The organism is Candidatus Paceibacterota bacterium, assembly GCA_026195275.1.
GTDB lineage: Bacteria > Patescibacteriota > Minisyncoccia > Phycocordibacterales > JABMNX01 > JABMNX01.
Map to the genome: position 1 here is coordinate 45,896 of JAPHQU010000001.1, position 19,909 is coordinate 65,804.

Annotated in this window: 17 protein-coding genes and 6 tRNA genes; 2 read left to right on the forward strand and 21 right to left on the reverse strand. The window is 49.2% G+C overall.

Annotated features, from left to right (window positions below):
• Positions 1–109: 109 nt before the first annotated feature.
• The 16 genes from typA to OQJ98_00380 form a co-directional block, all read right to left on the reverse strand.
• Positions 110–1,900, reverse strand: coding sequence for a translational GTPase TypA (typA, locus tag OQJ98_00305; protein ID MCW9054418.1), 1,791 nt, complete (start codon positions 1,898–1,900; stop codon positions 110–112).
• A gap of 148 nt (positions 1,901–2,048) precedes the next feature.
• Positions 2,049–3,521, reverse strand: a complete 1,473-nt coding sequence (locus tag OQJ98_00310) for a hypothetical protein (GenBank protein MCW9054419.1) — start codon at positions 3,519–3,521, stop codon at positions 2,049–2,051.
• Positions 3,522–3,678: 157 nt separating this feature from the next.
• Positions 3,679–4,998, reverse strand: a complete 1,320-nt coding sequence (gene dcm, locus OQJ98_00315; protein ID MCW9054420.1) for a DNA (cytosine-5-)-methyltransferase — start codon at positions 4,996–4,998, stop codon at positions 3,679–3,681.
• A 30-nt stretch (positions 4,999–5,028) separates the two neighbouring features.
• A complete protein-coding gene (locus tag OQJ98_00320) occupies positions 5,029–6,489 on the reverse strand; it encodes a Sau3AI family type II restriction endonuclease (protein ID MCW9054421.1) in 1,461 nt (486 codons plus the stop codon).
• A 19-nt stretch (positions 6,490–6,508) separates the two neighbouring features.
• A complete protein-coding gene (radC, locus tag OQJ98_00325; protein MCW9054422.1) occupies positions 6,509–7,153 on the reverse strand; it encodes a DNA repair protein RadC in 645 nt (214 codons plus the stop codon).
• A gap of 117 nt (positions 7,154–7,270) precedes the next feature.
• Positions 7,271–7,513 (reverse strand): GIY-YIG nuclease family protein, encoded by a 243-nt coding sequence (locus tag OQJ98_00330; protein ID MCW9054423.1) that lies wholly within the window; start codon positions 7,511–7,513, stop codon positions 7,271–7,273.
• Positions 7,514–7,720: 207 nt separating this feature from the next.
• Positions 7,721–8,596, reverse strand: a complete 876-nt coding sequence (locus OQJ98_00335) for a serine protease (GenBank protein MCW9054424.1) — start codon at positions 8,594–8,596, stop codon at positions 7,721–7,723.
• A gap of 202 nt (positions 8,597–8,798) precedes the next feature.
• Positions 8,799–8,869, reverse strand: a tRNA-Gln gene (locus OQJ98_00340).
• A gap of 176 nt (positions 8,870–9,045) precedes the next feature.
• Positions 9,046–9,321 carry a hypothetical protein gene (locus OQJ98_00345; GenBank protein ID MCW9054425.1) on the reverse strand — a complete coding sequence of 92 codons (276 nt, stop codon included), beginning with the start codon at positions 9,319–9,321 and terminating at the stop codon, positions 9,046–9,048.
• 42 nt (positions 9,322–9,363) lie between these two features.
• On the reverse strand, positions 9,364–11,043 hold the full coding sequence (locus OQJ98_00350; GenBank protein ID MCW9054426.1) for a CTP synthase: 1,680 nt from the start codon (positions 11,041–11,043) through the stop codon (positions 9,364–9,366).
• Between the two features lie 2 nt (positions 11,044–11,045).
• Positions 11,046–11,972 carry an ABC transporter permease gene (locus OQJ98_00355; GenBank protein ID MCW9054427.1) on the reverse strand — a complete coding sequence of 309 codons (927 nt, stop codon included), beginning with the start codon at positions 11,970–11,972 and terminating at the stop codon, positions 11,046–11,048.
• A 189-nt stretch (positions 11,973–12,161) separates the two neighbouring features.
• Positions 12,162–12,842, reverse strand: a complete 681-nt coding sequence (gene ftsE, locus OQJ98_00360) for a cell division ATP-binding protein FtsE (GenBank protein MCW9054428.1) — start codon at positions 12,840–12,842, stop codon at positions 12,162–12,164.
• 147 nt (positions 12,843–12,989) lie between these two features.
• On the reverse strand, positions 12,990–13,868 hold the full coding sequence (locus OQJ98_00365; protein MCW9054429.1) for a PCRF domain-containing protein: 879 nt from the start codon (positions 13,866–13,868) through the stop codon (positions 12,990–12,992).
• Between the two features lie 92 nt (positions 13,869–13,960).
• Positions 13,961–14,033: transfer RNA gene (locus OQJ98_00370), tRNA-Thr, on the reverse strand.
• Positions 14,034–14,069: 36 nt separating this feature from the next.
• Positions 14,070–14,145 (reverse strand) — tRNA-Thr (locus OQJ98_00375).
• Between the two features lie 127 nt (positions 14,146–14,272).
• Positions 14,273–14,343 (reverse strand) — tRNA-Met (locus OQJ98_00380).
• Between the two features lie 259 nt (positions 14,344–14,602).
• Here OQJ98_00380 and OQJ98_00385 point away from each other — a divergent pair.
• Both OQJ98_00385 and OQJ98_00390 read left to right on the forward strand, forming a co-directional pair.
• Positions 14,603–14,679: transfer RNA gene (locus tag OQJ98_00385), tRNA-Met, on the forward strand.
• Between the two features lie 37 nt (positions 14,680–14,716).
• Positions 14,717–14,790, forward strand: a tRNA-Asp gene (locus OQJ98_00390).
• 106 nt (positions 14,791–14,896) lie between these two features.
• Here the strand turns inward: OQJ98_00390 and OQJ98_00395 are convergent.
• From OQJ98_00395 to OQJ98_00415, 5 genes are all read right to left on the reverse strand, one after another.
• Positions 14,897–15,490 carry a hypothetical protein gene (locus tag OQJ98_00395; GenBank protein ID MCW9054430.1) on the reverse strand — a complete coding sequence of 198 codons (594 nt, stop codon included), beginning with the start codon at positions 15,488–15,490 and terminating at the stop codon, positions 14,897–14,899.
• A 26-nt stretch (positions 15,491–15,516) separates the two neighbouring features.
• Positions 15,517–16,932 carry an Asp-tRNA(Asn)/Glu-tRNA(Gln) amidotransferase subunit GatA gene (gatA, locus tag OQJ98_00400; GenBank protein MCW9054431.1) on the reverse strand — a complete coding sequence of 472 codons (1,416 nt, stop codon included), beginning with the start codon at positions 16,930–16,932 and terminating at the stop codon, positions 15,517–15,519.
• Between the two features lies 1 nt (position 16,933).
• Complete coding sequence (gatC, locus tag OQJ98_00405) at positions 16,934–17,218, reverse strand: Asp-tRNA(Asn)/Glu-tRNA(Gln) amidotransferase subunit GatC (protein ID MCW9054432.1); 285 nt, start codon at positions 17,216–17,218, stop codon at positions 16,934–16,936.
• A gap of 31 nt (positions 17,219–17,249) precedes the next feature.
• Positions 17,250–19,262: an NAD-dependent DNA ligase LigA gene (ligA, locus tag OQJ98_00410; GenBank protein MCW9054433.1), complete on the reverse strand. Its 2,013-nt coding sequence runs from the start codon at positions 19,260–19,262 to the stop codon at positions 17,250–17,252.
• Between the two features lie 151 nt (positions 19,263–19,413).
• A complete protein-coding gene (locus OQJ98_00415) occupies positions 19,414–19,902 on the reverse strand; it encodes a pilus assembly PilX N-terminal domain-containing protein (GenBank protein MCW9054434.1) in 489 nt (162 codons plus the stop codon).
• Positions 19,903–19,909 lie beyond the last annotated feature (7 nt).

Here is a 19,909-nt window from a genome sequence, read left to right on the forward strand (position 1 = left end):
GTGCAAACTCGATTTGTGCACAAACCTGTGGATACGCTGTGTATAAAAAATCGCTGTAAAGTGGCTCAGCAGAGGCAAAATAAACGCCAGGCACGGCCTGGCGTTTATTTTACCCGCGTTTACTGTGCTTTACGCGCTCGCCTTCCTTGAGGTACTTCTTGCGTAAGCGCACCGAGAGTGGCGTCACCTCGAGGTACTCGTCCTCGGTCATAATCTCAAGCCCGCTCTCGATCGAGAGCGCCTGGTGCGGGATGAGGGTGATCGCCTCTTCAGACCCGGACGCGCGAATGTTGGTGAGCTGCTTGCCCTTGGTTGGGTTGACCACCATCTCGTCGCCCTTTGAAGTGTTCCCGATCACCATACCTTCATATACCTCCGTTGCGTGCCCGATGTAGAGTACGCCGCGCTCCTGCAAATTCCAGAGCGCGAAGGCAACCGCTTTGCCGGTGACCATTGAGGTCATCGAGCCGACGAAACGCTTCTTGATCTCACCGGCGTATGGCCGGAACCCGAGCACCTGCGAGCAGAGGATACCCTCGCCCTTGGTATCAATAGTGAACTGTCCGCGATAGCCAAGGAGCCCGCGTGTCGGTCCTTCGAAGATGAGACGCACCTGATTCTCGTGTGTGATCATGTTCTGCATCACGAACGCGCGGTTTGAGAGTCGCTCAATGACCGCCCCCTGAAACTCCTGCGGAATATCGATCGTGACCTCCTCGAACGGCTCGTGCTTTACGCCGTCAATCTCACGAATGATTGCCTGCGGCTGTGAGACCATGACCTCGAATCCTTCGCGGCGCATATTCTCAAGCAAGATGGCAATGTGCATCTCGCCGCGGCCGTATACATTGAAAATACTTCCCTCGGAGAAATCCACCTGGAGCCCCACGTTGATCTCGAGCTCTTTTTCCAGGCGTGCCTTGATCTCGCGGCTGGTGACCTGCTTGCCTTCGCGACCCACAAACGGCGATGAGTTCGGGAGGAACTGCAGCCCGATTGTCGGCTCATCAACCGCAATCATCGGGAGCGGCTCAGCACCTTCGCTATCAGTGAGGGTCTCGCCGATGTTAATATCCGCAAAACCAGCGATGAGCACAATATCCCCGGCAAGCGCTTCTTTCGATTCAATCCGCTCAAGTCCTTTAAAAGTAGAGAGCTTGGTGACCTTTCCTTTGCGCGTGTTTCCCTTAGCGTCCTTTATGAAAAGCTGCGCACCGTCAGTGATCTTTCCTTCATAAATTCGCGCAACGGCAAGTCGGCCAGTGTAATCGTCGTACCCAAGGTTAAAGACCTGCGCGCGAAGCGCATCGCCTTCGTTGTATGGTTTTGCCGCAGGGACCGTCTCAAGTATCGTATCGAGGACCGGCGCAAGGTCTTTAGCCTCGTCTTCCATCTTCCGCTTCGCGACGCCATCGCGCCCAATGGCGTAGACCACCTCGAAGTCGCACTGCTCGTCGCTCGCCCCGAGCTCCATAAAGAGCTCAAGCACCTGCTCCTCGCAGTGCGCCGGGTCGGCTGCCGGTTTGTCGATCTTGTTGATGATCACAATCGGCTTGAGGCCAAGCTCAAGTGACTTCTTCAAGACAAAACGCGTCTGTGGCATCGGGCCTTCTTGTGCATCGACCACCAAGAGCACCGAGTCGATCGAGCGCAAGACGCGCTCTACCTCCGAGCCAAAGTCGGCGTGTCCTGGCGTGTCGATGATGTTGATCTTCGTACCTTTGTACTCAACAGACGTGTTTTTGGCGTAAATGGTGATACCACGCTCCTGCTCGAGTGCGTTTGAGTCCATTGACGCACCCTCTTCTCGGGCACCGGTAAATTCCATCAACCCGTCAGTAAGAGTTGTTTTCCCGTGGTCAACATGGGCAATTATGGCAATGTTTCGTATTTCGTTCATTGTGTCTGTATTCAAAAAAAGAAGCCCGGCCATCCCGAGCAATGAGAAGATTATGCATTAAATTCAGCAGAAAAGCAATGTTCCCACCCGTAATTCTACTATATAAAACTCCCAAGTTTAGGATAATAAATATTTCAGGTGTGCGACTCTACTCTGCTCTTCCTTGAGTGATGTTGAGTGCTGGTCTATACAAGAATGGGATCCAAAATGTAGGTGTATCTTTATTTCCTCTTTTCTCAAAAAAACCCACGTTTGTTAGTTTTATTGCAATCTTTTCTGTTTCATCATCATCTACGCTCCATATCTTCTTTAAAGTAGCTAGGGTATGCTCCGCTTTCTCGCCTTCAAGTTTTTCTATGTAAGGTTTTGATTTTGGAAATTCAGCATATAGAGTCTGATGAAGTCTGGTTCGAGAGACTTGAGGCAATGCTTCTTTCACTGAAGTCCTACTAAATAATGGTTCTTTATCCTCACTAGCTTGCCCCATTTCGAAACTCCTTGTTTCTTCCTCTCTGATTTGATTAAGCAACTGAATAAGCTCCCTGGGGGCTACAGTATCTGTCCCATCGGTGCATCTCGTTACCATCCACTTGAAAGTTTCAGGTTTTTTGGGTCCCAGGTCCACTTGTTTGGGGAAGATTCTATAAAATAACTCTTGTTGCTTTGTATAATCAGACAATACATCATTTGGATTAACCCCAAAATATTCACTAATCTGAGGATTGATGAGTATTCGACGCATTATCAAATTCAATAACTTTGCTTCACTCCAGTCAATGGTCACGTGTCGTGTAATATGGCTTGCTTCTCTGAAGCCTTGTTCAGTAATCCTTTTCCATATATCGGTGCGAAGAAAGATTTTAAGTTTTATGCTTTCTGCACTGAGTAAACTTAGGTAACAATGAAACAATGCTCGAAGCGCATTTTCTTCAAGATTATGGTTCTCCTTAAACGCGACATCTAATCTGTCAATTGCAATCCAGACTATAAGATTTTCCATCCTTAATGCCTGATTGGCGTAAGTGATGAGTTGGTCGATAGATATATTAACCTTTGAATCGTCCGTAGGATCACCTTCAAGAGATGCTTTGCCAACACATGAGACCATTCCCGTATTAGGGTCAAATGTTAACATTCCTTCTAGCGATTGAAGTTTTCGTTTATTGATAAAGTCTAGAATTCTCGAAATCAAAGTCTTCTTATCTTGCTCTAAAAAGCCGGCCCTCCTCAACACTGCTGTAAGTTCATTCGCAGGGTTATTCTTAACTTTTGCTTCTTGTAAGAAAAGACCAACCAAAGAAACGAAGTAAAGTTTCCAGAGTGACTGGAAATCTACCTCACTTGTAGGTGGTTTTATCTCAATATTTTGAAATGCCGTGTCTCCTCGTGGATTTTCAGCGGATATAATAGAGGCCTCTTCTATCTTGTCGTTCTTTTCAAGCAACAGAGTGTAAAGAGCGCTCTTTCCTGAACCTTTATGGCCGTAGACAATATCAATCTCTCCTGCAATAACTCGATTCCACTGATCTGTTTCCACAAAATATTTTGAGAGGTCGCTGCTCTCGCTTTCGGCTACCCCTTCACCAAATCTTAATGACTTAACTAGTTCGCTTCTTTCCATTTCTACATAATATACTTAATTTCATGGATTAACCACCTGTATTATTGGTATCCTTTCTAGAAAATCTGTAGTTTTATTACCTCTTAAATCCCCTTCTTCATGTTTCTCTGGATCTGTTCCACCCCACACTCCCAAAATACATAAACCTTCCAGTCGGCTATGCTTCGTACTCGTCGACATACTTGATGAGGTTCTTCCCTATCTTGGCGATAATACCCGTCACCAAAGCATTACCGATGAAGAATGCTCGTGTGTTGTCAGACACAGGGCCATTCACTCCCTCTGCGGTGTGATTATCTGGGAACATGCTCAGCCGCTCTAACTCGACCGGAGTGAGCCTCCTCATCTTCCCACTTTGAGGAGATTGTACCACATGCTTGAAACGTGAAGGTCCACTACCGCCCTCGCCCGTAACAACTGTCCGAGACGGTTTGTCCAATGAGTCGGGAAATGACATGCCACCTTCCGAGAAAACATACGATTCACCGGTGTGTTTATTAACACGCTCTATCTTCTTTGCGCCTTTCTGCTTCTTCCATTTCTTTATGACCTCTTTGTCGTCTATGAAATATTCCTCACCAACCTCCTTGTCGGCAAGCAGCACATCCCCAAGAACCACGGTCGTCTTTGCTGGTTTGGGTGTGACCTTTGCAGTATATACATCACCGTTTATCATCACACCCGCATTATGAAAAGGTGACACCTTCAAACCGCGCCCAAAATGATCTGATATCTGTTTCTCGTCTTCGTGTAGGAGTATCTCGTTGAGCTCATGTTCTTGAACACGCTTGATTGGGAATGCTTTACCAAAGACGCCCTCATGCAACCACCTAAGATGCCCCTTTGAACGCATTTGTTTTGCTATACCACTATTGTTCTTGTAGGCAAGGATGAATATCCTTCTTCGGCGCTGCGGGAAACCATGGTCAGCCGCATTGATAACACGCCACTCAACGTCATACCCAAGAGTCTCAAGGGAGCGAAGCATAACAGCAAAGTCGCGACCCCGCTGTGTCCCCGGTGACTTCAGCAAACGGTCGACATTCTCGAGGAGTAGTATCTTTGGGGCTTTGCGACCGCGCTTCTCCTGTAACTGCTGCACAAGCGACACAATCGACCACCACAAGACCCCTTTCTTCCCAATAATGCCGGCCGACTGTCGAAGTGGCTTTGCTACAGAATAGTCTTGGCATGGGAAACCACCAACAAGAATGTCGTGATCAGGAACCGAATCTATATGATACTTCACAACCTCTTCGATGTTGGTGTTGGTATGCAAAAGGTTCTCCACGCCCCAATTCTTTGAATACACATCATGAGCGTGCTGTTGTTTCTTGCCGGGCTCCCACTGATTGAACCAAACTGTCTCAAAGCGATTCCGTGACGCCTTCTCAAAGCCGACACGAAATCCACCAACTCCCGCAAAGAGTTCTGCCACGCGCAATTTATTGTCGGACATTCCAGGCTTTTTCTTCATGCCCCTATTCTACCAAGCAGAGAAAAAAGATCAATCTTGATCTTTGTCGTTTTCTATTGCATGCTGAATATATTTGGCATTGAGCCAGAATCCTTGTTTTGTAAAGGTTTTCCAGCCAGTGAGCTGGTCAGGGACCGGTAGCTCATTTGTTATACCCCTGTTTGTGGTGTGAGGGCGCACGTGCGCTACACCATTGAAGGTGCTACCTGGAAAATGATTATATATTCTCCCGTCGGCTTTTTGGGGGACTTTCTTTATTATTTTCCCTTCATTCAGCAACTCAATAGTCTTCTCCCAAGTCTCCCGCGCCTTACCCATGTCTTCCGCAGGGAAATTCCAGAACATTGTCTTTTGCAAGATAATCTCATCAGATTCTTCTTGTTTCTGGAAAACAACAAAGAGGAACTTTTTCTCTTCAAGTTGTGCATGAAAATCACTCATTTGCTCTGCTTCTTCGTCATACCACACTTGTGTAACGAGGTCTTTGAAATTAAATGCCGGGAAAGAAACAGACTCTTTTAGGGAGCCGTCCGGTTCTAGCGCCAACACCTTCAGCGTCACATCTGCTTTCTCAAGCTCCTCTACCTTGTTTGACCCTGTGCCCGTAAGGATATGGTTAGCTATGAGTCGTTTGTAATTCTTTGGTTTCACTTTTGGCTTCCATTTAAGCATCTTGAGAATCTCGGTATCAGTCTTTCCGATGAATTTCCTAAATCTATCTTCGACAACCTGGTCGATAGTTTTCGTCTTTGGTGCTCCTTTATATATAGAAACCTCGTCTGGAGAGACCCCGAGCAGCTTCGTCTGTATAAGATAATTCAGGTACGCCTGCTTCAAAGAAAACGCGCGTGGCTTTGCTGGAATGCGCGATTTTGGCTGGTCGCGAACCACACGGCTGTGCGCCGCTTTTGTACACGCACCAAGATAGAATGTATCGCCTTCAGATAGCTCGTGCGCCTTACCGTCCCGAATCTTGTCGACAATGCACTCCCAGTCCTTCTTGATTTGCACAACATCCTCTTGAGAAAGCCCTTCGAGTAGATCGAGAAAATGTACGAACTTGAATTTATAATCCAAAAGACTTGCTTCTTTCAGCCAAAGATAAAAGATGAGCAGGAGGAAGCGGTTCTTCTTGAGAAAAGAGCTGGTCTCCCACTTTTCGCTAATCACTGTGTCGTAATTAATCATAGAGAAGACGAGACGCTCCTTCGAAACAAACCGCTTCTTGTTGTGCTTCTTTAGCGGGGTTGCTTTAAGCTCAACATTTGCAACTTTGAAGTCCGCCTCCGCTCTACCATTATTCTCTAGGTCAAACACATATTGCTCAACAAGGTCACCAAAAAAACCCTTTCGGCGGGTTCCGTATTTCCCGAGCTGTTTCTCAATATCATCTGCTTCCTCTTTCGACACAATATCTCGAAGAGTCTTCCCTAGGACTGCTTCTGCTGCTGTTATGACATCTTCTGCTGTCTGATACTGTGTGTCTTGCATACTTAGATTTATACACCAATCATAGGACACTCGTCCAACCACCTCTTGAGACGATGACGTGGTCAATAAGGTCTATGCCAAGCAGCTTACTCGCGTGCTGAAGTTGTTTTGTAATCTCAACATCCTCATGCGAACACTCACTGTCCCCCGACGGGTGGTTGTGAGCGACAATAATTGAGGCGGCTGAGTGACGGAGGGCGGGTTCAAAGACCTCGCGCGGGTGAACTAGGCTGGCGTCAAGTGTCCCGATTGAGATGATTTCACGTGCAATGAGCGCGCCGCGTGAGTTGCAATAGAACGCCACAAAATGCTCTTTACGAGAGTTGCGAAAGTCTGCGCAGAGCTCAAAGACCTTTTCGGGAGTCATAACAACTTCATCTTTGGCCGCATGCTGCCTGCGACCATACTCAAGAGCAGCGAGCACTTGTCCTGCTTTGACCATACCAAGACCTTTGATTGAAGTGAGGTCTTTAATAGTGAGACTCTCAAGACCAACTTCCTCCACCTTATTCACAATCTTCTTTGCAAGCTGCACAACATTTGTGCCTTGCGTGCCCGAACCAAGCACAATAGCGAGCAGTTCGTGATTGGTTAATTTACCAACCCCATAGCGTGCAAGCTTCTCACGTGGTCGCGCGTACTTGGGCGCATCTTTCATCTTCATACTCTAAATAATATCAGATAACCTGCTAAAACATTGTCACCTATTGGGAAAAATAAACGCCACACACGTGTGAGGCGTTTATTTTGCCTGCCTGTCGGCAAACTGAGATGAAATCGGTTAGTTTCCCTGTATCAGAGCAAGTTTCTTGGTGCGCGTCAGCTTCTTGATCTCCGCTTCGCGCTTGAGCGCGGACGATCTGTCGGCGCACTCTTCGGTGTAGACAATGCTCCCTGCTCCTTTTGCGCGCGTGTAGTTGGAACCGGTGCCGTCCTTGTGTTGCGCGAGCCTGCGCTTGAGGTCAGTGGTAATGCCGGTATAGAGCGTGCTGTCGTTACATTCAAGAATATAGAGGAAATACATATATCATGCACCTTGGCTACACGCCTCGGTACTAGAAAATTCTAAAGTGCTACAGCACTAAGAATTTTTGCTAGCTGGCCGAGTCGAGCCAGAACCGTGGTCGGTCAAGTCCCGTAAGGTTATTTCTAACTATTTTATTTTACCAATTCGACGGATCTCGAGCACCTCTATTCCAAAATAAATTTTAAAAGACGTTTATAAAATCTATTATTCTCCCTTAGTGTCTTTTGTTTTATCCTCGTCTTTCTTTTGTTCAGCCGCTTCTTTCTTTGCTTCGCCAAGGCTGCGTAGACTTTTTATGGTGTCCTCACACGGAGCAATAGATGTAATCATACTAACTCCCGGTAACGAGTCCCCTGAGCTTCTCCGATTCGGTATGTAAGCAGTGATTACACCTGCTATTTTTGGTCTATTTGAGTTAGCATCTATATAAAAAACTGGTCCACCACTAACACCATTAATCGCGACACCATCTATTAGGTAGTCCCCTGAAATATGGCAACTAATAAACCCGTGAAAGAAACATAATTGACCACTCATTAACCCAGGGTAACCACACCAGGCAACATCAACACCAGGCACAAGATAGCTACCTGAAGGTATTAATTCAATTTGAGTTTTTGGAAGGTTAAATTTTTTCGGCTTCACAAAAAGCATAACGGCTAGATCTTTTTTGGGATAAGTAAATACCGCTCGATCTTTTTCTTTAAGTAAAATTTCTTCTCCAGTAGCCTCATGTACAACCTTTATGGGTTCGCCCCATTCATGGACCCCGTCAACAACGTGATAGGCTGTAGCAATTGCACATAAATTATCATTGGTGCCAAAATTTCCTATATGGAATCCGGTGCCGTGGCCCCTTGGAGTATTCAATTTAACTACTCTATCATTTACTAGTCTCAAAGCTCCTTGCCATGTCAAAGCAATTTTTTTAGGTATTTGTGGCTGTAAAGGTTTCCTAACTGCTTTTTTAGTTGTTTTCTTTACGGTCTTCTTAGCAGTTGTCTTTCTTTTTGTTGTTCTTCTCTTTGCTGGTGCCTTCTTTGCTGCTTTTTTAGTTGTTTTCTTTTGTGCTTTTGCCATGATTTCATTATATCGCAACCATCATATTTATATAGCAAGTTGCCTACAACGCTCTCTGAGCGCACGAGGTCGCTACGCGACTTGAGCTAGCTCTAACGGGCTGCCCGGCAGGGAATCGAACCCCGATTTTTGGTGCCAGAAACCAACGTCCTATAAGTGAGCGAGTGAGCGTCATAAACAAGTGAATATTTCCCGCTCAAAGCTGCCGGACTTGGACTCGAACCAAGATTAACTGGACCAGAACCAGTCGTCCTACCATTAGACGATCCGGCAGCTTTGAGCACGAAGCGGGTGTATGAAGTTATTTATGACCGAGCGATCGAAACTTATATAGTTTCTATACCGTTAGACGACCAGGCAATTTTTCTAAAGAATCCTAAAGAAAAAGCGCTACCAAGCGCATAGCTATAGTAGCACATTTTTTCTTTTTGTTGAGCCCCCTGATTCGCCTAGCTACGCTCCTTCTTGAAACAGTCGAGGCACTTGAGGTTGCCGGTGTCACGTGGCTGGAATGGAAGCTCGGTGATCGCTCCTCCGCAGCCGGCGCATTTCCAGTCGCCCTTGTGCATGGTGCGCTCGGCACGAGGTGTGTCATTTCCACCATTTCCACCAGCTCCTTTGGCGAAGCATGACTTGCATTTCAAACCTGCGGTGTTCCGCGGCTCGAATGGAAGCTCGGTGATCGCTCCTCCACATCCACTACATGTCCAATTTCCTTGATGCATATTTCTATTTACGTTCTTCTTTAATGGTTTCTACTATATCACTTATTTGCGCTTCGTGCGTTTTGCTCCCTTTTTCTTATCACCCATTGCCGTCTTAATAAACGCGGTGAAGAGCGGGTGCGGATCAAGTGGACGCGCCAGAAACTCCGGGTGAAACTGCGTCCCGAGGAAGAACGGGTGGAGACTCGAAGGAAGCTCGGCAATCTCCATAAGCCGCTTGTCCGGTGAGACACCCGAGAAGACAAGGTCGCGCGAGGCGAGCTCTTCGGCATACTCCGGGTTCACCTCGTAGCGGTGACGGTGTCGCTCGTGGGCAATCTCTGTGCCATACGCGCGACGCGCGATAGTGCCCTTCTTGAGATATGCCGGGTAGGTGCCGAGGCGCATAGTGCCGCCGTAGTCTGCCTTGGCGAGCTTTTTCTTCTGGTCGGGCATGATATCGATAACCAGACTCTCTCCTTTCGGATCAATCTCGGCGGTCTGAGCGTTTTTTATACCAAGCACATTGCGCGCGTACTCGATCACCAAGAGCTGCATGCCGTAGCAGAGTCCAAAGTACGGGATCTTGTTTTCGCGCACATACTCAATCACATTAAGCTTGCCTTCTATTCCAGACTCGCCGAAGCCACCCGGCACAATAACACCGTCATACTTTTTGAGTTCCGTAAGCTTGCGCTTGTTCTTCTCAAAGTCACGCGAGTTGAGCCAGTGAATGTCTGGTGTTGCGCCGAGCTTGTAGGCGGAATACTTGATCGCTTCGATAACCGAGATGTACGAGTCCGAGAGCGTAAAATCGCCCGTGCCAAAATACTTGCCGACGATTGCGATCTTAACCGGGTGCGAGGTCCCCTTCACCTTCTTTACAAAATTTTTCCAGCTGGTGAGGTTGGTCTTCTTTACGCGCTCACGAAGCCCGAGTTTCTCGACGAGGATGTGCCCGAGATTGTCGCGCTCGAAGTTGATCGGCACATCATACACACTCTCAATGTCGGGGGCTGAGATAACATCCTCGGTGCGCATACTGCACGAGACCGCAATCTTTTCTTTGCGCCGTTTATCAAGCGGAACCTCCGAGCGCGCAATCACCACATCGGGTTGCACGCCGTACGAATAGAGTTGGCGAATGGCGTTCTGGGTCGGGCGCGTCTTCATCTCACCGAGCTTGCCGGGGATCGGGAGGTAAGAAACCATTACAAAAATAACATTGTCCGGGTGCATCATCCGCATGACGCGCCCCGCCTCGAAGAAAAGTGAGTTTTGAAAATCGCCGATGGTGCCGCCAATCTCAATGACCGAGATCTCGGATCCATTTACATCAGCTGCCGCCTGAATGCGGCGGACGATCTCATCGCGAATGTGTGGGATCGCCTCAACACACTTGCCGCCATAGCCTAAGTTACGCTCCTTCTCGATCACGTGCTTGTAGACCATGCCGCTGGTGATGTAGTTCTCTTCGCCGAGGCTCTTGCCTAAGAAACGCTCGTAGTTGCCCATATCCTGGTCGGTCTCAAGGCCGCTCTCAAGCACAAACGCTTCGCCATGCTCGGTCGGGTTCATGGTGCCGGCGTCCACATTGAGGTACGGGTCGACTTTGACGAGGTTCACATTAAAACCCCTCGATTGGAGGATTTTTCCTATCGAGGATGTGGCGATACCTTTCCCGACACCAGACATGACTCCCCCGACAACGAAAATATACTTGTGATCCTTCTTTTTTGGCATGATCAGACCTTCAGGTATCTACGGACTGCCAAGAAACTTGATACTGCACCAAGAACAACGCCGGTGCCAACAATAATGAGGAAGATCTGCCCGAAGTTGTCGAGGTAGTACTGGAATATATTGATGTCATTAAAGAAACCTTCGGTGATCGGCCCGAGCCAAAGCGTGAGTGGGTAGAAAAGAATAAGCGTGAGGAACGCTGCCGCAACGCCATAGAGTACACCCTCGAACATGAATGGGCCGCGCACATACCAGTTGCCGGCACCGACGAGCTTCATCACTGAAATCTCATCACGTGCGGTGTAGATTGCGAGTCGAATCGTATTAAAGGTAATCATGACCGAGGCGAGCAAAAGGAAGAGAATGATTGCAATACCGAAGCGCTCGGACGTGTCGATAACACTGGTGAGGCGATCGATTGCAACTTTATTCTGGAAATAGTTGATCTTCTCGACAATCGGCTCTTCACCGGCTGATACGGCGACATCGTGCTGAAGAAAATTCGCGATCCCCTCATACTGCGAGGTCTCTCTTGCGCGAATGGAGAGCGATGCACCGAGCGGGTTCTCACCGAGCTCGTCGAGTGCCTGGAGGGTGAGCTGGTCACCTTCGTGGCGCAAACGGAAGTCCTCGAGCGCCTGCTCTCGTGAGGTGTATTCAGCTGATTTCACTTCGGGAAGCGCCTCGATCTGTTTCTTTAATGAAAGGATGTTCCCCTCGGGCGCGGTCGTGACAAAGTAGACATTGATGTCGACCTTATCTCTGACCTGCTCGAGCGTAGTGTTAAGCAGTGCGCCAATAAAGATAAGTGAACCAATCACAAAGAGTGTGATCGCCATAACAACAATAGCGGAGAGGGAGACGAAGCTATTTCGGATGAATCCGACTGAACCGTATTTGATGATTCGCTTTGCGTTCGTCCACCACATGATGTCTCTAGTATACCTCGATAGTCCTGCCTGGTGAAGTGTTGATACCTCTTCACCCCGCAGACTCAGAGCATGTCTCAAAAATCACCCATTCCAAGGCGCCGAGCCGCTGCTGTACGAGACGTATCGGGCATACGATGAGTATAGCGCGGCATTGGCAACGCAGGAATTGGTGTTTTTTGAACGTGCTTATAATGAATAGCGGCCGCTTTTGTCGTCCCTCACCACTCGCCCGCTATCCATGGTGACCACACGGCGACCGAGAGAGTCGATCACGCCCTTGTTGTGGGTTGTAAGGATAACCGTGGTGCCGAGGTCGTTGATTTTCTTAAGGATCTGTACGATATCAAACGTGCTGACCGGGTCGAGGTTGCCGGTCGGCTCGTCAGCAATGACAACGTCCGGCTGGTTCACGATTGCGCGCGCGATCGCAACACGTTGCTGCTCACCGCCGGAGAGTTCACGCGGGAAATTCCAGATCTTATCACCCAAATCAACAAGGTCGAGTACATACGGCACATCAGTCGCGATTTCTTCTTCACTTCTCCCTGCAGCCTCCATGGCAAATGCGATATTCTCATACGCGGTCTTATTCGGGATGAGACGAAAATCCTGAAAGACCATCCCCATCCGCTGACGAAGCTTGTTGAGGTCACCTCGAGCAAGGTTGTTGATGTTGGTTGATTCGAAGAAGATTGAGCCTTCGGTTGGGTGGTCTTCCGCGAGAAGCATCTTAAGGAGTGTGGTCTTGCCGGCGCCGGAGTGCCCAACAATAGAAACGAACTCGGACGGCTCGATAGAGAGTGTTACCTCTTCGAGTGCCGACTCGCCACCGTTGTAGATTTTTGAAACGTTATCGAAGTAAATCATGTCTAGGGATTAAGTGTTAGCCCGACGCTCCGGGTCGGGATCCCGACTTCACGTCGGAAGTTTTAGGTGATTAGGAACGTTCAAACCTTATTACGCTATTCTACTAAAGGTGGAGGCGAGAGTCTAGGAAACGGCGAGCACATACGTCTACAGTTCCCTCTCTGCGTCAATGAATTCTTGCACATCCCCATCAAGAACTGCATCAACGTCGCGCACCTCAGTGTTCGTGCGGTGGTCTTTGACCATCTGGTAGGGATGGAGTACGTAGGATCGAATCTGGCTCCCCCACTCAATCTCAGTGGTCTTTGAGACAGCAAGTCCGCGCGCTTCGCGGTCGCGGTCTTCTTCAGCTTTACGCGCGAGTTTACCTTTAAGGATCTCGAGCGCCTTCTCTTTGTTCTGCGCTTGTGAGCGCTCGGACTCGACATGGACTGCGATATTAGTCGGGGTGTGTACGATTCGCACCGCCGTGTCGCGCTTATTCACGTTTTGCCCGCCGGGGCCACTTGAGCGCGCAAAGGAAATGTCGAGCTCTGATTCATCGAGTTCAACACCGGCCGTCTTGGGGATCTCGGGCACCACCTCAACCATTGAAAATGATGTGTGCCGCTGCTTCTTAGAACTAAAAGGTGAGATACGTACGAGCCGGTGCACGCCGGACTCGTTCTTGAGTGCGCCGTAGACATTCTTACCGACTACCTCGAAGGTGATGTTGCGATAACCGCCGTGGTCATTCTCGTTTTGATGTAGGATACTCGTCTCCCATCCACGACCCTCACAGTACTTGAAATACATCCGAAGAAGCATTGCTGAGAAATCTTCAGCATCATCGCCGCCCGCACCGGAGAAGATCGTGATGATCGCGTTCCCACGGTCGTACACGCTGCCTCCCTCAGCTTCTGCTTTGAGTTCTTGAAGCTCTTTGATAATGGCTTGTGCACGGTCTTTATCGGCCCAGAAGTCGGACTTCAACATCTCCGCTTCAAGCTCGTCGATCTTCTTTTGTAGGTCTGCTTTCTCGGTCATAATATAGATATATCAAGTATAACAGACTTAAATACACAAGGACCGCCCTTGTATTTTGTACAAGGGCGGTCCTTGTATACGCTTCGTTTCGGAGCCACCTCGCGGGTTCGAACCGCGGACCTTCTCGTTACGAGTGAGATGCTCTACCAACTGAGCTAAGGTGGCATCGGAGCGCACGGAGAATCACGCACCGACGCTTCCTGGAGCCACCCGCCGGGATTGAACCGGCGACCTCACCCTTACCATGGGTGCGCTCTACCAACTGAGCTAGGGCGGCTTATTTCAATACTTTGATAGCAGCTGCTATCATAGCATGTAATTTTTTATTGTAAAAATATATCGTAATAATGTCATAAACCAAGAAAAATAAATACCCCGCACATGCGGGGTATTTATTTTTCTTGTTGCGGGGCCTGGAATCGAACCAGGGTCTGGAGGTTATGAGCCTCCCGAGGTACCTCTCCTCTACCCCGCGATATAACTATTTTTAGAGAGTATTTCTCCTTGATCAGTCCATAACCTCCAGAGGTTATGAGTCATTTGATCTTTCTGCGAGGTACCTCTCCTCTACCCCGCGATATATCTTCATGCTTCGAGTTGAGGAGCTCATAAAAACGCTCTACGAGCGCTTGAAGAAAAGATACCACAGTATCAAACATGACGCAATGAAACGTTGAACAATCCCTGGTTTAATGGTATTTTATTGATACGAGCTCGAAAGAGCTCTTTTCCTTGCCGGGGTAGCTCAGTTGGTTAGAGCGTAGGACTCATAAACCTAAGGTCGGCAGTTCAATTCTGCCCCTCGGCACCAAGACAGAGCCTACTTTTTTTGGTAGACTTTGTCTCATGCGGGTGTAGCTCAGCTGGTTAGAGCGTCCGCCTGTCACGCGGAAGGCCGTGGGTTCAAGTCCCATCACTCGCGCATAAAACACTTAGACCCCAACGCATCCGCGTTGGGGTCTAAGTGTTTTACAGAGACGTCGCACGTAACGAGGAGGACAACACCACCGCTTGCGCATCTTCTTGTGTTACTCTTGGATGAAGAAGAACTCCTTGAAGACCTGGCGGTAGAGATCGATGATGCGGAGCGCTTCGCGCTTATTAAGCGGGTATGCTGATCCTTCATGCGCAATCCGGTTGCGCACCTTGTGCGCCTCCCATGCTTGGTCAATAGTGCGGAAGTCGCTCCTCTCGATGCCCTTCATCCGCTCGCCAAGCGTATCCCCAGGGTAGCCTGCACGCAGCACAATATCATCAAGGATCGTGTCTGCTTCAATGATTGCGTGTCGCCAGTCGTTCGGATTCTCCGAATGTATGTGCTGCAAGACACCTTGCCATCTCTCATCGGGCGCCACTCTGCTAGCAGTCTCCTCGACCACGTCCCTTTCCTTGGGACCATACTGTGAAAACTCAGCCCTGCGTATCTGTTTGAGTCTGATGTATGAATATATAATACCCGTGAGAAGCAGAAGCGAGACAAGAGTTGATACTATCTTCACTCCATCCCAGAAGAGGATCAATTCACGAGGAATAGCAAGCCCGTCAGCCGCGCTACCTTGCCCGGTGATAAACCGATAGATCAGAAGGAAGAGATACTCAAGATTGAGGTAGAATAATTCCATTCGTTTTATTATACCGCGTGGGCGCGTTACGCTTCAACGGATCGCCCTGCGTCAAAAAGATACTTCTCGTGAAATGCGGGTGCAAGGAACTGAATCCCAACAGGAAGCGAACTCCCCTCTCGATCAACTGTACCCGACGGTACCGAGATTGCCGGCATGCCGGTAAGGTTTGCGGTCACCGTAAAGATGTCGAGAAGGTACATTGAAAGCGGGTCACTCTTCTCACCAATCTTAAATGCGGGGATCGGGCTCGTTGGTGTTGCAATCACATCAACCTTCTCAAGTGCAGCCTCATAATCTTTGCGAATGAGTCCACGAAGCGCCTGTGCTTTGTTGTAATACGCGTCGTAGTACCCGGCGGAGAGTACGTGGGTACCGAGAAGTATTCGGCGGCGCACCTCAGGGCCGAACCCAGCACTGCGACTCTTCGCATATTCGTCATCAACCCCGGTACCATCAAAGTGAAGTCCATAGCGCACCCCGTCGAAACGCGAGAGGTTTGTGGAAACTTCTGCAGGGATGATGATGTAGTACGCGGCGAGCGCATATTTAGCGTTCGGTAGCTCAATATCAACAATCTCATACCCGTCAGCTTCGAGTTTGGCAAGCGTTCCTTCAAAATTCTCAAGCACATCAGGGTCAACACCCTCCTCGAGAAGCGCACGTGGCACACCAATCTTCTTTGGTTTCTTTGACACTTCTGTATAAAAACTATCCGGAGTGGATGTGCTGTCTTTTGGATCGTTCCCCCGAATCGCGTTGAAGATCATCTCTGCACCATCAACAGTGTGTGTGATTGGTCCGATCTGATCGAAGGAAGAACCCATCGCGATAAGACCAAGACGGGAAACTGCTCCGTAGGTGGGTTTGAGTCCGACGACTCCACAGAGACTTGCCGGCTGACGGATCGAACCACCAGTGTCCGAGCCAAGCGCTGCAAGCGCAAGCACACCGCCGACCGCTGCAGCGGAGCCGCCCGATGAACCGCCTGCGACACGAGTTTCATCATGCGGATTCTTGGTCACCCCAAAGGCGGAGTTCTCGGTCGAAGCTCCCATAGCAAACTCATCTAAATTGGTCCGCCCCAAGAAGACTACTCTTTGTTCCTTTAGCTTCTTGATCACGGTTGCATCGTATGTCGCAGTGTAGTTCTCAAGCATCTTCGATGCTGCGCTCACTTTTCTTCCTTTGATAAGAATGTTGTCTTTAACACCGAGCGGGATTCCGGTGAGCGGACCCGGTTTCCCCTCTGCAATCAACTCGTCAGCGGCATTCGCCTGCTCAATGACATCATCAAATACTTCAAGGTACGCATTGAGTCCTTCGCGCTCTTTTATCCTCGCCAGAAATGCTTCAGCGAGCGCTACTGCAGAATATTCACCAGCATCAAGAGCTGCGCGCACTTTCGGTATGGTGAGTTTCTCTATATCTATAACTGCCATACTACCTTTGATCAAGAATCTTCTTTACCTCGATATAGTTATCACGTGTCTTCGGCGCCTCGGCGAGGAGCTCCTCGGTGTAAATACCCGGAGCATGCGGCTCTCCGTCTTCTCGCATGATGTTGCGAAGCGTGTCCACCTCTGGTGTGAGGTCAGCCGGAATCGATTGGATCTGCTCGACGTACCCCAAGATGGCGCCGATGTCTTCTTTAAGCGCTAACCGTTCCTCTGGAGTCAGAGAGATGCGGCTGAGTGTCGCAAGTTTTTCAATGTGGGCTTCGTCCATATGTGGTCATTAAGTAATATAGAGCATACCGCTATGCGGCGAGGAGTGCAACGAACTCATCTTCAGAAAGAGTTGGCACACCAAGCGTACGCGCCGTGTCATATTTCGACCCCGGGTTTGCGCCGGCAACCACATAGCTTGTTCTCTTCGAGACTGAACTTGATATCTCACCTCCTTCGGCGCGAATGCGTTGCATTGCTTCGTCTCGCGTCATTTGAGCGAGTGTTCCGGTGAGCACAAAGGTCTTTCCTGAGAGCGTCGAGCCCTTGAGCTTCTTCTCTTTAACGATCGTTATATACCGAAGGAGTCTATCGAGAAGTTCTTTATGTCCTGTCTCCCTAAACCAGGTATAGATGGAGTGTGCCACCACACTACCGATACCTGGGACCTGCTCAAGCGCTTCAAGGGATGCGCCGGAAACTCGCTCGAGAGACCCAAAATGCTCCGCGAGATCATACGCAGTCTCCTCACCGACCTGCTCGATAGAGAGACTGATCAAAAAGCGCGGAAGTGTTGTCTGCCGAGCTCGACGAATGGCAGCAACCAAATTCTGTGCTGACCTTTCTTTAAAACCGGGTAGTGCGGTGATGTCACCTTCTTCAAGGGTAAAAATGTCGTCATAGGAGCTCACGAGCCCCTCTTCAAGCAACAGGTCGATGATGCGCGGACCAAGACCATCAATGTCGAGTGATTTTTTTGAGACAAAGTGGTAGAACTTTCGCTTCTGCTGCTCAAATGAATTCTTGTTTACGCACCGATGGGCTGCCTGACCTTCAATGCGCTCTACGCGCCCATCGCCGCCGCACTCGGGAACATGGGTGGGGAAACGATACGGCTTCTCCTCTCCAGTGCGAAACTCAGTGAGAACCGAGACAATCTCGGGGATAACATCACCCGCCTTTTGTAAAACAATTGTATCGCCAACACGCACATCGAGTCGCCTGATCTCATCTTCGTTGTGGAGGGTCGCGCGCGAGACAGTCGAGCCTGCAACTGAGACCGGCTTTAGATGTGCAACCGGGGTAAGGACGCCGGTCCTTCCGATCTGGAGTACAATATCCTCAACAATAGTTGTGACCTGTTCTGCGGGGAACTTGTACGCAATTGCGAAACGAGGTGCTTTGCCGGTGTATCCAAGAATGTCCTGATGCTGTTTTTTGGCGACCTTGATCACAATGCCGTCAATCAAATAGTCTTGGCGCTCACTTTGTTTCCGCCACTTCTCCCAGTACACAAACACATCTTCAACTGATTTACACAACTTCGCGTGCGGATTCGTCTTAAAACCAAGTTCTTGGAGTAGCGCGAGTTCAGCAATCTGGTCCTTGGGAGATGTGCCTGCAATCGACCCGATGTCATATATAAAACTATCGAGCTTACGTGCTTGCGCCACCTTCGGGTCAAGTTGGCGAATCGAGCCGGCGGCAGCGTTGCGTGGATTCGCAAACGGCTGCTCACCCATCTCCTCTCGCTCACGATTGATCCGTGCGAGCTCACGCTTGCCGAGCCACACTTCACCAACAACAACCATGTCGATCTCTTTGCGGAGCTTAAGTGGTATCGACTCGATTGTGCGCACGTTGTGGGTGACATCTTCTCCCACCTTCCCGTCACCGCGCGTCGCGGCGGTCACCAGATCCCCTTTCTTGTAGGTGAGCACCACCTTCAGCCCGTCAATCTTGAGCTCACAGGCATACTCGGGGACAACATCTTCGCCGGTCTCCTTCTTAAGAAAAGAGCGCACCCGCGTATCAAACGCGCGAATATCATCTTCTGAGAACGCATCGTTAAACGACCATTGCTCTACGGTGTGTGCTACCTTCTTGAAACCGGGAAGCGGCTCCCCGGCCACACGTTGTGTAGGTGAGGAAGAAGTAACAAGCTCGGGATACTGTCCTTCAAGCTTAACGAGCTCGTCTTTCAGAGAATCAAGCGCAGCTGGACTAATCTCCTCAATGTCGCGCACATGGTACTGATGGCGATAATAGTCAATCTGTTCGCGGAGTTTCTCTACCCGCTGTGTTACTTCCTTGGGAACTGACATGTCTCTTATTATACTCCAATTGAACGGCGTGTCTCAAAATGAGCAGATCCAACGAGCAGAAACGCTCTGACACGAAATACTCCTGTCTGTAAGCAGGCTTTTGTCTAAACAATATTGAAAAACACAGAAACGGTGCCCCTTTGAGGACTCGCTAATAGGTCACGCGTATCGCGCGCTCAATTCGGCGTGGGTTCTCGGTATTCCCACATGACGTGTTGTATCCTTTCGACTCTATTTTTGTGCGTGGGTGCGTCTCCTTTTTCGTTACAGAGACGATTGTACAGAAGCCATCCACCTCAAACTGAAATATACTCGGCACGTCATAACCCAGACCCCCAACATCGACTATTGATGCCCTGTTGCAGCTTATAGACGCCGTTGATGAGGTTGCAAAACTGTCCTGTTTCTGATCCCAGTAGAGCGCACACTCAGCACCAGTGTCTGCTGCGTAAAACGCGAACTGTGAGTCTCGCCCCGAGGATGAGAGGAGAAGCCCCTTGATGGTGATATTAAAGATTGCGAGTCCGATAGCAAGCAAAATACCAGCGATCAATACGGCAAGCAACAACGTAAATCCATCCTGGTCTCGGGTGGTATCGCGACATGATCCTGTATTCCTTTGTAATATTTTTTTTATCATCACTGGT